This is a genomic window from Corynebacterium sp. LK26 (assembly GCF_014335085.1).
Classification (GTDB): Bacteria; Actinomycetota; Actinomycetes; order Mycobacteriales; family Mycobacteriaceae; genus Corynebacterium; species Corynebacterium jeikeium_D.
Window position 1 is genome coordinate 740,206 of sequence record NZ_PDHB01000001.1, and the last position, 15,086, is coordinate 755,291.

The 15,086-nt window shown below is 59.9% G+C and carries 14 protein-coding genes; all 14 read right to left on the reverse strand.

Annotated features, from left to right (window positions below):
* Positions 1–5: 5 nt before the first annotated feature.
* On the reverse strand, positions 6–5,726 hold the full coding sequence (locus CRD13_RS03280) for a phage tail tape measure protein (RefSeq protein ID WP_187401255.1): 5,721 nt from the start codon (positions 5,724–5,726) through the stop codon (positions 6–8).
* Positions 5,727–5,744: 18 nt separating this feature from the next.
* A complete protein-coding gene (locus CRD13_RS03285; RefSeq protein WP_232250850.1) occupies positions 5,745–5,939 on the reverse strand; it encodes a hypothetical protein in 195 nt (64 codons plus the stop codon).
* A 161-nt stretch (positions 5,940–6,100) separates the two neighbouring features.
* Positions 6,101–6,451 carry a hypothetical protein gene (locus CRD13_RS03290; RefSeq protein WP_187401256.1) on the reverse strand — a complete coding sequence of 117 codons (351 nt, stop codon included), beginning with the start codon at positions 6,449–6,451 and terminating at the stop codon, positions 6,101–6,103.
* Positions 6,452–6,592: 141 nt separating this feature from the next.
* Complete coding sequence (locus CRD13_RS03295; protein WP_187401257.1) at positions 6,593–7,510, reverse strand: Ig domain-containing protein; 918 nt, start codon at positions 7,508–7,510, stop codon at positions 6,593–6,595.
* Positions 7,511–7,598: 88 nt separating this feature from the next.
* On the reverse strand, positions 7,599–7,994 hold the full coding sequence (locus tag CRD13_RS03300; protein WP_187401258.1) for a hypothetical protein: 396 nt from the start codon (positions 7,992–7,994) through the stop codon (positions 7,599–7,601).
* Complete coding sequence (locus CRD13_RS03305) at positions 7,991–8,269, reverse strand: hypothetical protein (RefSeq protein ID WP_187401259.1); 279 nt, start codon at positions 8,267–8,269, stop codon at positions 7,991–7,993. The genes CRD13_RS03300 and CRD13_RS03305 overlap by 4 nt, the downstream gene beginning before the upstream one ends.
* Positions 8,262–8,600 (reverse strand): hypothetical protein, encoded by a 339-nt coding sequence (locus CRD13_RS03310; RefSeq protein ID WP_187401260.1) that lies wholly within the window; start codon positions 8,598–8,600, stop codon positions 8,262–8,264. Before CRD13_RS03310 ends, CRD13_RS03305 begins: the two co-directional genes overlap by 8 nt.
* Complete coding sequence (locus CRD13_RS03315; RefSeq protein WP_187401261.1) at positions 8,581–9,018, reverse strand: Gp19/Gp15/Gp42 family protein; 438 nt, start codon at positions 9,016–9,018, stop codon at positions 8,581–8,583. The genes CRD13_RS03310 and CRD13_RS03315 overlap by 20 nt, the downstream gene beginning before the upstream one ends.
* A 10-nt stretch (positions 9,019–9,028) precedes the next feature.
* Positions 9,029–9,349: a hypothetical protein gene (locus tag CRD13_RS03320; RefSeq protein WP_187401262.1), complete on the reverse strand. Its 321-nt coding sequence runs from the start codon at positions 9,347–9,349 to the stop codon at positions 9,029–9,031.
* Positions 9,349–10,281, reverse strand: a complete 933-nt coding sequence (locus CRD13_RS03325) for a hypothetical protein (protein ID WP_187401263.1) — start codon at positions 10,279–10,281, stop codon at positions 9,349–9,351. Before CRD13_RS03325 ends, CRD13_RS03320 begins: the two co-directional genes overlap by 1 nt.
* Before the next feature lie 37 nt (positions 10,282–10,318).
* A complete protein-coding gene (locus tag CRD13_RS03330; protein ID WP_187401264.1) occupies positions 10,319–10,702 on the reverse strand; it encodes a hypothetical protein in 384 nt (127 codons plus the stop codon).
* A 28-nt stretch (positions 10,703–10,730) separates the two neighbouring features.
* Positions 10,731–12,143 carry a head maturation protease, ClpP-related gene (locus tag CRD13_RS03335; protein ID WP_187401265.1) on the reverse strand — a complete coding sequence of 471 codons (1,413 nt, stop codon included), beginning with the start codon at positions 12,141–12,143 and terminating at the stop codon, positions 10,731–10,733.
* On the reverse strand, positions 12,136–13,539 hold the full coding sequence (locus tag CRD13_RS03340) for a hypothetical protein (RefSeq protein WP_187401266.1): 1,404 nt from the start codon (positions 13,537–13,539) through the stop codon (positions 12,136–12,138). The genes CRD13_RS03335 and CRD13_RS03340 overlap by 8 nt, the downstream gene beginning before the upstream one ends.
* Before the next feature lie 17 nt (positions 13,540–13,556).
* Positions 13,557–15,083 (reverse strand): hypothetical protein, encoded by a 1,527-nt coding sequence (locus CRD13_RS03345; RefSeq protein ID WP_370549555.1) that lies wholly within the window; start codon positions 15,081–15,083, stop codon positions 13,557–13,559.
* Positions 15,084–15,086 lie beyond the last annotated feature (3 nt).

Sequence of the window (15,086 nt, forward strand, 5' to 3'; positions counted from 1 at the left end):
TCCTCCTACCTACCTAGGCCGAAACCGGCCAACTCACGGCGCTCCGCATGACGCTGCATCTCCAACGCCTCAGCCACCGAATGCACATTGATAACCGTCGTGGGGCCACGCAGCGAACCGGACTGCCGCTCGCCCTGCGACTCCGACGCGCCAACGGTGCCACCACCAATCGGCATTTCATTCACCTTCGAGGACACCTGATTTACAGCGCTCGACACGGGGCCGAGGATGTCCTGGAACGGAGCCTCAACACTGCCGAACAGCTGCTCGCCGTACTGCAGGAACGCGTCCGTCCACCCGGCTGCGACCTCGCCGGTGTACCACGCCGCCATGTCCACGACGGGCTGGCCAACCATGTCAATCGCCGCAGTACCAACAGTGGATAGCGCGTCACCGGCAGAGCTGAACCCGGTCAGCGCGCCAAGCGAACCGCCTACACCAGCGGCCATACTCGACGCGGCGCCCGTCGCAGCACCAATCCCGGCATCCAGCCCAGCGCCGGCCAGGCCGACACCGGCCTTCGCGCCGGTCAGCGCCAGCGTGCCGCCGGTACGCACGGTTCCGGACACTATCTGGCGCGCCAGGTTCGGCAGCTGCTGGCGGATGTTGCCCATCGTCACACCCTGAATGTCCTTCAGGATGCCGCCATGCTTCTGCCCATCCTCGCCGGTACCACCATTGATGGCGGTGGTGAGTTCCTTCGCAAGGTCGCTGTTCATGGCGCTATCGGCCATGCCCTGCAGCTGTTCCCACTGCTCGTTAGTCAGAATCGCTTCCGGCTTCTTCGAGAAGTTAAACGCTGCAGCGCCGTGCTTGAGGACACCGCCGTTGTCGTAGACACCGGCTTCAATCTGCTCTGGGCGCGTAACCGTGCCCTTCACATCATTCCGCCCGGTCTCCTGGTTGTAGGTGAACAGCCCAGTGTCGCCGTACAGCTGCCCCGCCCTGTCCATCTTCGCCGCATACCGGTCAGGGAACGCCGAGCGCTGAACCTTCTGCGCCGCGTCGCCCGGCTCCATGCTCTGCCAATCGAACTTCGAGAGTTCGCGGTAGAACATTTTTGCCGACTCGTACGGATCCATGCGCTGCGCCACGGTGCCCCATGCGCCGTTATCGCGCTGTTGGAACAAACCAACCGAATCGTAATCACTGCCAACCGCGTCGTGCCGGTAGTTCAGCGACTCCGGCACGCTGTTGTTGGCGTACATCTGCATCGGGTCACCAGACTCAACCAGCGCCGTCATCAGACCAATCTGGGCCGCGTCCGCAGCGTCACCCGAGGGATTAAAGCCGGAGTCAATCGCCGCACGGGAAATCTCGTACGCGAAGAACCCTGGCCCCCACTCCGGGACCTCCGGCTGCACGATAACGTCCCGCTCGCTCTCAGGGATCTGAGACAACTGCGGGTCGGCCGCAAGCTCCGTCGGGGTCATCGACGTCACAGCCGCGTCGTGGTTTTCGATAGCGTGCTGCTCCGCCGTCGACGTACCCGGATTATCGCCCTGCCCGTACTTCTTATCGGGGCCGTTCCAGAACTTCGATGCGAGTTTCTGCGCCCCAATCAGCCACGACGGAATAGTGTCCGGCACGCCGAATACCGCCAGCGCGTCACCGACCTGGCCGGTCACCAACTCCTGCACCACCGAACCGGCGGCACCAGAGATAGTGGTTTCACCGCCGAACGCCTGCGGCTCACTAGCAGTAGTGGTATCCGGCATAGTATCCGGAACCGTGCTCATCGAGTCAGCCACATACGGCTCCGCCTGCTCCGCGTAGTAGGAGTTCACCGCGTCTGGGTTCTGCGCATACGCCGCCATCTGCTCATCCGGCGACAGGTCACCCAAATCATCCAGCTCAACGTCCTCAAATGCCGGGGCAACACTGATATAGAAGAACTCGTTGTAGTACGAGTCATCTGCACCAGCGGCGCCACCGCCCAATTGGCCGTTGCCTCGCGCGCCACCCATTTCGAAGTTGGTGCCGTCCGGCAACGTACCGGAGGTGTGGCCACCAGCGGGGCCACCATTACGGAACCCGATACGCAGGTCGCCGGGGCCACCATGCCCACGCTGGAAGCCGTGCGACGAAAGCCACGACGCCTCCGACGCAGTAGCGAACTTACGGGGGAACGGGTCAATACCGACAGCCTTAGCGGCAAACGCGCTGGCTGTGCCGGAGCAGTCACCCCAGTTAGAGCCGCCCCACACATACGGCGCGCCCTCCAGCGGCTGGGACGCTCCCTCGCCCTCTGCGAACCTCCGTAAATCGTCGCCGGTGACCACGCCACCCTCAGCGAACTGAGTTACGTGCTGCGGCCCCAAATTCCCAGAGTAGTTGCCGTCATACGGCCTGCCAGTGCGCTCATTAACCAGCTGATACCCGAAACGGCCAGCGACTTCATCAAGAATCGCCGTGGAACGACCACGCTTCGACCGAGCCAGCGGAATATAAGCCTCACCGCCGGTCTCCGGCTCAGCCCACACACGCCACGAACCAGCCGGGGCAATCTGCGCCACATGACGCTCACCGCGACGGCCACCGTTAGCATACTGCTCCAGCTGGTCAATGCCGCCGTCGATATAGGCGCGCATAATTCCGCCCCCAGCGTTGACGACGATACCGCCGGAGCGCAAACCTACCAGCGAGCCGATAGCGCTAAACGACAGGTTGCTAGAAAGCCAGTTCTTTACACTCGACCAGGCGGACTTCATGCCGTTCCACAGGCCGTTAATGATGTTCCGGCCAGCGGAGACAAGCCACTGCCCCGCCTGTGAAAACAGGGACTGAACCTGCCCTGGGAACTGAGATAGGCGGTCAACCATCTCCTGAATCTTCTGCTTGACCACATCAACAACCGTTTGGACGATGTCCTTAAACGCCTGCCACGCATTGCCGACCATCTCCACCAGGCCACGGAAAAAGTCCATCGCGGACTTAATCACACCCATGACAATGTCGTGGATGTTCTGCCCCATGTCAGAGAACCGGTTCTTGATGTTGTCGAAGTTGCCGGTCAGCACGTCCGCCAACACTCCGACCAGGTTCTTCATCAGCTCCCACACCGGATTGACGATGTTGTCCCACACCGACCGGAACACGTCGCCCATAAACTCCCAGGCGGGGACAATCACGCCGTTGACGATGATTTGGAGTACCTGCCCGAGCAGGTCAATACCAGTTTTAAAGCCATCGATAACCGGCTTGATGAACGTGCTCCACACAATCTGGAACGCCTGCCCCAGAAGGTCAAGCGCAGGCTTCGTGATGTTGTTCACCCACCACGAGACAGCGGTAGCCAGCATGTCGATACCGGCCTTGAAGAAGTCAATGACTGGGCGAATCCACGTGTCGTAAATCTGGCTCATGGCGGGGCCGAGTTCAGCCCACTTCTGCCCAATCCAATCCACCGCCACGCCGACAGCGTCCTTCAAGGTGGTGAACATGCCGCCGAGGTTGGAGTTCTCGCCGAAACCGGCGGAGAACATGGACTTTAGCCCCTCCCACTTTTCGCCAATCCAGTCGAAAACCGGCTCGATGTAGGCGCTGTAGGCGTCCTTGAAGAACCGGGTGGTTGCGCCCCACGCTGTTTTCATGAAATCGGTGAACTTGCCCCAGATTTCACGGCCCTTTTCGGTCTTGGTGAAGAATGCCCACAGGGCGACACCGGCCGCCGCAATCGCGGCACCGATAAGGACAATCGGGTTAGCGGCCATGACCAGGTTAAACGCGGTCTGAACGCCTGTCCACAGCTTCGTTGCTTTGGCCATAGCCATGATTCCACCAGCTGCCTTAGCGGCAGTGATGAACTTCATCGCCCCACCAAGAACAACAAACTGCCCCGCCAACGCCCCCAACCCAGCAACCAACGGGCCAAGCCACGCGGAATTATCCTTAACCCACTGACCCATACCCTGCATCTTTTCCGAAAAAACCTTAGCCTTACCAGCCGCAGCCTCAACAGCAGGAACCAAAACACTCATCAAAGCCTTACCCAAAGGCTCCAGCGCAACACCCGCCTGCTGCTTAAAAAGATTCCACTGATCTTTGAAAGTGCGAGTCTGCTCCTCCACACCCAGGATCGTGTCACCCGTCGCACCGATAGCAGAGTTCAGGTCATCGACGCTGAAAGCGCCGGTCTTCACCGCATCCACAAACTGGCCAGCGCCCCTAGTGCCGAAAAGCTTCGCGGCCATATCAATCGCCGCGGCCTCATCGCCCTTAGCCAGCAGGTCGCCAACCGCCTTAGTCGTCTCCTTCAAGGCTTCCGGCGCGTCCTTGCCCTGCTTAGCGAACTCCACCATCGACCTGCCCATACCCGCGATAGTCTTATTCGCATCCAGGCCAGCCTTATCCAGCAGACCAGTCAACGCCGCTGCGTCCTGCAAACTAAACCCGAACTCACGCAACTGTGGCCCGCCCTTGGTGACAGAGTTCACCAGGTCATCCATCGACACGCCCGTCGCCTGCGACACCCGGAAAAGGTCGTCCATCGCAGCAGGCATGTCCTTCGCCTCGATACCGAAGCCATTCAGCGCCTGCGACGCAGCGTTAATATCGGCCTCAAACCCCAACGTATCCAGCGCCGTGAACTGCTTCGTCAGCGTCTCTAGCTCAGGGCCAGACACGCCGAGCCGAGTATTAAGGTCCGCGAGCGTAGACCCAATCGCCTTAATGTCACCATCAGCCGCCGGAAGCTCAGTCGCCACCCGACGCGCCGACTCCGCCAATTCATCAAACGCGGCACCCGACGCGCCCGTGCCAGCGCGGATAGTGCGATCCATCTCAGAGAACTGCTGCCCCAAGTCAAACGCCATATTCTTGATAGCCGAGAAGCCAGCGAAACCGGCGATAGCAGCACCGACGGACTTCGCCACCGCCCCCAGCTTCCCATCAAGAATGCCCATACCATCGCCAAGTCCCTTGGCCGACTTCCCGGCGTTCTTCTGAGCCTCGTCAACGTCCTTCAACGACTGCTTATGCCGCAGTTCCTTCGCGGCCAGCTGATCCGTTGCATTCTCAAGGTTCACCCTGGCCTTACCGAGGTCACCCTCAGCCTTCGTCACCGCAAGATTCGCCTTATCAGCGTCCTTTTTCGCCTTCTCCAGCTCACGCTCAGCCCGCGCCGTCTCCTTCGTCCCAGCACCATAACGGTCACGAGTATCAATCACCTTCTGCTCAGCCTGCGCCACACCAGCAGCACCAGCCTTCGCCTTATCACGCGCCTCACCAACAGCAGCCTCAGCCGCACGCACCTTACCAGCAGCATCAGTAGACGCAATACGCGCCTGCGAAAGATTATCCTCAGCACGCTTCACCGCATTAGAGGTCGTCGACTGCCCGCTACGAGCAGCCTCCAAGTCCTTTTCCGAGCGGGCAACACGCATAGAAGCGTCTTCATTCTTCGCCTTCGCAGTCGCCACCTTATTCTCAGCGGCAATCATCTGCGACGCGGACGCATTACCCCTCGACCGCAGGTTCTCAAGCTCTTTCTCAGCAACCGCTAGCTCCTTCGCGGCCTGAGCCTCCTGAGAGCGGGCACGAGACAGGGTGTTAGTCGCGGCTTCTACCTTCTTCGCAAGCGACGCGCCTGCCTTCTGCCCACTCTTAGCAAACTCATCCTCAAAAGCCTTACCGGACTTCTTCGCAGCGCCGGAGGCCTCCTTCATGACAGTGGCGACAAAGCCCTTCATCTGCGCATTAACGGGAACCCAAACGCCACCAGCCATGATCTTGACCTCCAGTGCCTATAGCGAATCCAGGTAATCCGCCACCTGCTCAGGAGTAGCGTCCCCGAAATCACCGAACTTCGATTTGTTATCTGTCTCCGACCACGGGAAACGTGGCCTATTCTCCGAAGGCAGCTCAGCCTTCTTATCCCCCGCCGCGCGTGCCGCAATCACAGAGCCGCGCATGTTCTCCCACATGATTGCCCACAGCATGTCGAGTGTCGCGCCCCACTCCCTACCGTCAGTGAGGTGGCGGGTATGCGGGCCAGCGTCCGGCAACCCTTCGAGTAGGACCCGGAGTTTCCGCAGCGTTATCTCGCGCCGGAAATACGCCGCTATCGGGTCCCACCCGTAGAACCGCTCGAACGCGGCTTCTAGCGCTTCCGGCGACGCGCTGCCCGACGCGAGGAGCGATTGCCACGAGTAGGGTTTCCCCCAACCTCATCGCGGGACTCGTTCATGTACTGGGTGAACACCATGAAGAACAAGTTTGATGTGCCACCAACCTCAAGGAAAGCGTCGTACTGCTCGGCACCCATGTAGAACTCGGCAATATCCGGGCCGTCCTCCAGGTCAGAGAGCTCATCGAGGGCGTCATCGTCCAGCAGGATTGGGTCGCGGAACGTGAACGTCTTGCCCTGGTAGTCGAATGGGACCATGCCCTTTTCGGCTCCAGTGGCTTCCTCGCGCTGCTTCAGCAGTTCGTCCAGGTTGATGTTAGTCATGGCAGACCTCCAAAAAGTAAAAGAAAAAGAAGCTTGTGGCGGCAGACCCATTTACGCGGGAAAAAAGAAGAAAGGGGCGCGGGCCGGGTCTGCCGCAAAACAACCCGCACCCCACCCCGCTTACGCACCCAGCGCCTGCGGTTAGCCCGCGACCGGGATAGTCACCTGCTGCGACGCAGACAGGTTCTTCGAGTCCGTCACGGTCACCTTCGCCGAAATGCTGGAACCGGAAACGGTCGCAACAGTGCCGGAAATCTTGCCGGAGGCCTTATCAATCGACAGGCCAGACGGCAGACCAGTAGCCGAGAACTCATACGGCTCCGTGCCACCAGAAGCGGTAACGGTAGCGGTGTACGCCTCGCCCTTAGTCAGCTCCGGCAAAGTAGCACCGGACGACACCTTCAGGGTGTTCACGCCGTCGGTGGACTCACCGGTAGCAGCACGGCCACCAGAAGCCCACTCGGAATTGAACTGCCAGTTCGCGGTCTTACCAACCGCCTCCGGCTCAGTAGAACCGTAGTCAGCCTCAGAAGCCGGGTAGGTGTTGTAGGTGATTTCCAGGCCGACCATGTCGTCCTTCTTAAACACCAGGGAACCGCGCTCGGTGATCTGCGCGTCGAACAGGGTCAGGCGCATGGCCTTGCCCTTGTCGATGACGTCGAGGGACAGGAACTCGTGCGGGAAGTCCGGCAGGTTGCCCTCGTAGAACTCGGTGACGCCGCCCTCGTTGATGAGTTCATCTTCGGTGACGCCCAGGAACTTCGCGAGGTTCTCAACCGAGGACTCCCACAGAGTCATCTTGATGCCCTTAACGGCCTTGGTGACGTCAACGCGAATCGGGTTGACCTCCTGCCACGGGATGTACTCCTGCTTGTCCTCATCGAAGGAAATTTCCAGGCCGTCCGGGGACAGGTAGCCCAGGTTCTTGTGAATCTCGGAGTCGTACTTCTCGCCCAGCGGGACTTTCTTGGTGCCCAGTGCGGCGGCGCGGACAGCGCCGGTCATACCGACACGGGCATGGCGGGCATTAAAGCCCTCAAGGGTGGACTGTTCAGCCATTGCTGTTTCTCCTTAAAAACTGCATGAAAAAAGCCACCCCGAGGGGGTGGCTGGAAAACGTCTTCTAGTCTTTGTCAGTGTGCGACCGTTACCCGGTCACAGTGAGGTCAGCGACCACACCAATACGCTTCAAATGAGGGTTCATGTCCTCACGTGTCGCCATACGCGGGCAATCCACCGAGGTGATACTGTTTTCGACCTGGAACGGCAGTTGGTGCAGTGCGGCGCGAACCGTGTCACCAATCGGTGTCGCCTCCAGGCGCGACCTGCCAAACACGTCCACGTCGAGAGCAATCATCTGCTGGATAGCGAATTCGCCCTGCCACGGCATGACCTCCCCGCCGGGCAGCAAGTCAATCACCACACACGGCAGGTTCTTCGCTAACTCACGGTCAGGCGGCAGTCGGTCGGCTACCCACACATCGTCACCGAGAACCTGCTGCACAGACTCGATAACCTGCATGAGAATATCGGCGTCGTTCATCGGCGCACGCTCCTTCCCGCCCGGCGCATAATCCCAATGGCCTTCACCCGGTCATCGTCCGCCACATGGGCTGTGACGTTGACACCGAAACGCCCAGACGGGATATACACCTGGCTGATGGACACGTTCGCGTCAACCTTCGCCTTCGCGAACTCACGGCGGGCAACCGCAGCGATTTTCGCCGCCCTGCCCTGCACCGCGCCCTTCACACCAGGCTGCTGCATGACATCGCGGAACATCTCATCGAAATCAATATCAATCTCCGGGCTACCCATTGACCACCTCCAGCTGTAGGGACGTGTGCCCGTGGGTTCGGTGCCACCAGTCGGCGCGGTCACCAACGATGTCGCAGTCACCGATACCCGGCACGCGGATACGCTGTGTTGCCGACACGTCCAGGAACTGCCCCGGAGGGCAAATCAGCCGGAAACCCGATTGCACGAACACCCGCCGGCCGCCAGCGTCATCCTCGAACCTGCCTGCGGGTTGAACCTCCACACCGAACGGCACAGGCTCAACCGCGGCCGGGTTGTCATAGTCCAGTTCATCGCGGCCATACCCCGGCCTAGTGCCCGGTGTGACGATCTCAACGGCGGTGTCGAACACGACGAATCCTCCGTTCCGGCCACACAGGGGCACCAGGGAACCGGCCACGCGCCGTAGCGTGCTGCACCAGGCCAAGGTCGAACCGGTGCTTATCAGTCAGCACCAGCCCACCCCACGCACTACCATTCACATCCGCGTACGTGCCGGACTCGGTGATGTCACCGGCGGTCACCGAGTACTGGCGGACACCAGCACGGTCACCGACCAGCAGAACCGCCGACACCATCTCGAACGCGACGCGGCACACGACCGCTTCCAGCCAGTCAGACCGGGCAATCTCCTCATCGAGGTTCATGCCAGCCCTACCGAACTCGGCGGCAATCATGTCGCGCGCGTCTGCGAGTAGTAGTTCGGCGCGCTCACGCTCCCCCGGCTTCAACGCGCGGGGGAACCTCGCTACGAAACCATCAATCAGCATCGTTCACCACCTAACCGACGGCGGCGATAAGCTCCGCCTTCGTCATGCCCTTTGGGTCTACGCCCTTCGCGGTCGCGTAGGCTCGCCACGCATCCAGCGCCGCGGCTTTACGTGGGCGTTGCGGCGCGTCGCCCGCAGGCTCCGGCTCGGCGCTAACCTCCGGTTCACGCTGGCGCTCCACAGGCTTACTCGGCTTCGGCGCGCCTGTAACAAACACTCCACGGCCAACAAACTCCGCGAACACACCATCATCAACCTCAACGACCTCACCGGCAAGACGCAGACGGTCACCAGGAAAGCGAATCGACTTCGCCAACGTGACCCTACGCATTACTCAGTCACCAGACCCGTCAGCTTCACAATCGACTTCGGCCCATCCACCGCGAAACCACGGCGGTGAGTGTAATCCGAACGCCAAGACTGGTTAGCGCCACCACGACCAGAGTTACCGCGCTCCTCGTAGAACTCGGAAACCCACTCCGGCTCACGCTGCGCCATGAAACCAGCAGCCTGCTGCTGCCCCAGGTACGCCTCACCCTTCGGGACAAAGAACGACTTCACGATCTGAACGTTGCCGAAGATAATTGGCTCGTCAGAGATGCCGTTGAACAGCGGGTTAGCGTGCGCCATGTCACCGATGTACATGTCCTGAACCTTCGGGGAACGCTTCAGCAGGTTCAGTGTCATTGGGTGAATCAGCAGAACATCCGGGGTGTAACCGAAGTAGTGGCCGTCGCCGTCTTCAGCACCGAGAACAACCTCGGAAGCATCCAAGAAGTCACCAGCCGGGTCAGAGTCCGGCTTATCCCACGCAGTCGTGATCTGGTGCTCCTGAATCTTCGCAGCATTCAGAGCCTTGAGCGCGTCACGAGCCTGAGCACGAATAATCGTGTTCGTGCGGGCTTCCAGCTCACGGCGAACAGCGTCCATATCGTTGTCGTTACGCTGCTCCCAGGAAACACGGATACCGATACCGAGCTTCTCGATTGCAGCGGTCTTCAGCTCGCCAGCGGTCGGGTCAGAAACCGGAATCTCGCCGTACTCCGCGACGTTAGCAACATCGTCTTCCAGGAAGTTCGGGGTTGCCTCACGGAAACCAATGATGTTGGAGTTCACGGTCACGTCACGGAAAAAGACGCGCTGGAACTCCGCGCCGTTGAGCTCATCAAGAATGAGGTCAGGCATGAAATGCGGGTTAGACAGTGCCTCTTCGACGGTCAGGCCGGAAAGCACATCAAAAGCAGAGTTATGAACCTCAGCCATATTAATCAATCTCCTTTTCAGGTTAATGCGCTACCGGCTAGGCAGACGCAGGCAGACCATTGAGAACAGTCAGGACACGGTCACCCTCGCCAGCGGCAACAGCGACACCGACCTTCACAGAACCAGTAGCAGCGACCTCACCGTTAGCAGCAGCGAAAACCGCAGCACCGGCCTTAATCTTGGTGGCATCACCGCCAGCGACCTTCAACTTCACTGCGGCGACACCGTAATGAACCGCAATGTTGGTCGGCAGGGTCGTCAGGTTCGGGTCGGCCTTCTCGGTGACCGCGCCGAACACGGCACCCTCAGCGCCAGCAGGCTCGACCTTGCCCTCAGCGTTGACCTTCACGAGAGTGAACTTCTCCAGCGCAGTTGCAGCCGGGAAAGAAATCGGGCCCTGAACAAAAGTAGGGTTCGACATGAATTCCTCCTTTAGGAATCAGTGATTGTTACTTCTTGCCCGACATGCGGGACTTAGACAGAGCGCGAAGCTCCTCGGCAGACCGGACACCCGGCTCAACGTCAGCCTCCGGGTCAACGCCGTAGCCGTTTTCCTTACGGTTAATGATCGGCGGCAGGCTACCCCAACGCTTTTCCGCGAGTTCCGGGTCATTGAGGTATTCCTGGGCGCATGCGGCCTTCATCGACGCGAGCGCAATGCCCTTACGGACAAGGTTGCTGGCCCACGCGTCGGCCTCCGCCTTCAGGTTCGCCTTGCGGGCTTCCTCCCCGGCCTTCGACTGCGCAGTGAGTTCATCGAAGTAGGCGCGAGGAATAGTCACGTAGTTCTCTTCTGCGAACTCCGCGCTGTCCTCAGACGGAACGGTCGGCTCCGGCGCAGGCTCGCCCTCCGCGTCGCCCTCATCGTCCTTATCGACAGCAACAACAGTCACACCGACGGTCGCAGACTCACCAGACGAGAAGGTGATAACCAGCTCGGCAGTGTCATCAACAGCCACCGAGTCGCTGGCGCGGACAGTCACCACACCAGACTCATCAGCCTCCGCAGTGAAGCCCTCACCAATCGACGGCTCAACAGTCAGCCCCTCCGGAAGTTCGGTGTCTGGCTCAACCACGACCTTGCCGGTCGGGTTCACCTCCACCTCATCCGGGTAAGTCACCGTAATTGGCGCGTTGACCTCAACCGCTTCATTAAAAAGGCCGGACAGCTTCTCACGAAGCATATCCGGCTCAACACCCAGTTCCTGGGCAAGATTCTTGACGCTATCCACAGCGTCCTCCTTCCGCCCATCACTGGGCATCGGTTCATTAACACCAGGCGATTCCCGACCGCCCAACATCTTCGGCGGCGGGGCCTCAGCCCGGCACGAGTACCTAGCGCGGATACTCGACGCGGCCACCGGCTCAACCGGGCGGCGCGCATCCTCAATCGCATCCACCAGACCGGACTCCAGTGCTTCCTCCGCCGTGTACCATGTCTCCGCGCTCATACGGTCAAGCCACTCATCGACCTCACCGCCAGCCTTCGCCGCATAAATACCGGCAAGCTTCACGTCCTGCCGCTGCAGGTCACCAATCGCGCGCTGCATATCGTCAGCATTGCCAACATTCATAGTCCACGCCTTATGAATCATGACCTCAGCGTTAGGCCGTGAAATAACAGTGTCGCCACCGCCAACCGCTATGAACGACGCGGCAGACGCCGCCAGCGACTCAATAACAACGGTCACATGGCCGGGGCACGCGCGAAGCTGGTTCATAATCGCAATGCCCTCGTACACGTCACCGCCGCCACTGTTCACCCGGACGGTCACATCACCGGTGACACCGTCTAGCTGCTCGGCGACTGCCTTAGCGGTCACGTCACGGCCAATCTCGCCGAAAATACGAACCTCAGTCACGCACAACACCTCGTTTCGTTCGTTCTTTAATCCACGCGCGCAAGACCTCGTCAGCGTCACGGACCACATAGTTCGCCATAGGCTCGCCCGACGGCTCAGAATCCGCAGTAGGCGTGAGCGTCACACCAAACTTCTCCTCAAGCCCCTGGCGGAACTTCTTACCCGCCAACGCGTCCTCAAGCTTCTGCTTCGGCGGCATCGAGTACACGCGACGCGCGTGCTCCTCCAAATCCTTATCCGGCAAAATCACCCCGTCACGAACCAACGTCGCCAAATCCTGCGCCGTCAGTTCCTTCTTCGACGCGATAGGGTCAAACACCAGCCGAGGGCACAACCCGTCATGCTCCGGGAACGCCGCAAACACCAAATCCTCGATAACGTGCTGCGTAAACACATCCGCGATCCACTCCGCAATCGTCTGCAACGACTGCACAAACAAATCAGACTGCGTCTGCGCCAAAGCGTAGGAACCGCCCTTGCCCTCAAGATTCAAGAAGTGAGCCAGAACCGCCTTCGCAATCTGCGAATCGTGGTAAGCAATCGCTTCACGCGGCGAAACAAGCTGACCAGACACGCCCTTTAACTCCAGCTGCGCGCCAGCCGGGATAGCAGCCCCGGCGTACTCGCCAGAACGCAGACGCTCCGCAACCTCCTGCCCATACTGCAGGTCCGCGTCCGGGTCAATCGCCAACTCCGAACCGTGATACACCGGCACACCCATACCATTGCGATCAAGGGTCGTAAGCTCCTTGCGAAGAAGCTCATCTTTGAGGACCCAGTTCTTATACGCGGGGCGAAGAACCGACTGCCCAGTCCACTCCGAGCACTGATCCTCATACACGTAAGCGACCAGGTCATCGACACTGACCCTCGTGGCCTTCAGGCTGTACCGCCCAGTCTCGTAAGCGCGCTGCTCAATCGAATCAAGCCCACCGTCCGGCGCGACATTAATCTTCGAAATCGTACCCGGCCAACGCGGAGCAAGCTTCACCAAGTGCTCCCTCCCGTCCTCACCCGGCTCATAGACCTGCTCAAAGAACATGTACCCATACACCAGGCACTTCAACGCGTCCTCAAGGTGCTTCTCGAAAGAAACCCGGCCACGACGCGGCGCAATCGGCTTCGTCGGAGACTCCCCCACAACCTGCAGCCGTAAATCCTCCGCGACATGCGCCACGACCTCATCAGGTGCCCCGTTCGCGTCAAGACGCCAACCAGCACGACGAATCGGCAACGTCACCGCACGAATCACAGACTTAACCTGAGTGTCTTCACGCAGCATCTTCGCAAACACGCGAGCAGACTGCGGGAACTGAAGATCCTTATTCTCCTCGGTCAAGTAGCGGTTACGAACCGCCGACGCATAACCAATCTCACGTCGCTCATCACTAGCCACAGCGCATTACCTCCCTTTTAGAACGCCATTGTCTTAACCCGCTGCCTAGCCACAACAGGCTTCGCAGACCCAACAAACCTGGTCTTCCGCTTCACATCCACATGCTCCGGCGGCGCGAACTCCACCAACCCCCACACAGCAAAAGTCGCAGCCACCAACGGCTCAATCGAACCCGACTGCTTCGACAACGCACGACCCCCACCATGCCCCGTACGGAACACAGCCGACTTCAACGCCTCCACAAACCGAGCGTCCCCATCATGCGTAATCTTCCCCTCCGCAAACAGAGCCAGAAACAACTCACACGCCGCCGTCACAGACTTAAGACTCATCTCCGTAGGCTCCACGCCCGCATCATTCAAACCACGCACAAGCGTCGACGACGGCCCCTTCGGATCCAAAAGAACACCAAGCGGGTCATTCTTCTCAACCCCCGACACAACCACACTGATAGTCTCCGGCCGGTCAAACTGCAGCAACGGATTCAACATCAAATGAAAACCCGTCGTCGTCTTCACCGCCGCCACAACCGCTACACGCTGCCCATCCGGGTCAACATCAACCGCCACGCACGAATCGCCCGCAGGCACCGGGGCCGGGTCAAACCTGCCGCCCCACACCTCCGGGTCAAGCACGTACTCCTGTGTTTCCTCACCGTCACGCGGCACCCAATTACCCCGCGCCAACGTCTCCACCATGAACTGCTCAAGAAGTAGTTCACTGTTCTTCGCCGTCCGAGCATCAGACTCAATATCCGCCAACTGCGCACCAAACCCAGAATCCACCAACGACGGATTACACCGCGCCCACGTCTCCGGAGCAAACGGGTCATCATCCTCCGCCGGCGACCACTCCTTAAACATCACGCCCGGCTCACCATCAATCCCGGCCCAACGCTTCGCCGACATCACCGCACCATGCAGATGCTCAAAACGATTCACCGGCGACGAAATAAACAACGTCTGCGCCCGCTCACGAGCACGCGTCAACTTCGACAACGCCGCATACGTCTCATGCGGCAAGTCAAAACACTCATCCAACACAAGGAAATCCACCGACAAGCCACGGCCCGTCTTCTTCGTACGCGTACGGAAATACACGATCGCACCATTCGGAAAGACAATCGACTCCTTGCCGTTACCCGTGGTCTTACGAGGAACCCCCTCATACTCGCCGACCCACCACGCCATGAGCTCATCGTTAGCCTCAATGACCTCCCACAGGCGCTTCTGCGCATCAATCGCCGTGTCCATGAAATGCGCCGTATGAAAAAGAGTCTTCTCACCAAACAAGAAAATACCCGCCAACTCGCGGGCCACAATTACTTCGCCCTTCCCGTTCTGACGTGCGACAACGCCAACAACCTCACGCGCCGACCAATTGCCCGACGCGTCAGTACGGCACATATCCCGCAGAAAATCCTCCTGCCACGGATACAACGTCATGCCACACCACCGAGCGAACTGCACAGCCTCTTCCCCACGGCGCGCATCACCCGTCGGCACACTCGACAAGCGAGGCTCCTGGTCGCCAAGCAAAGCCACCGA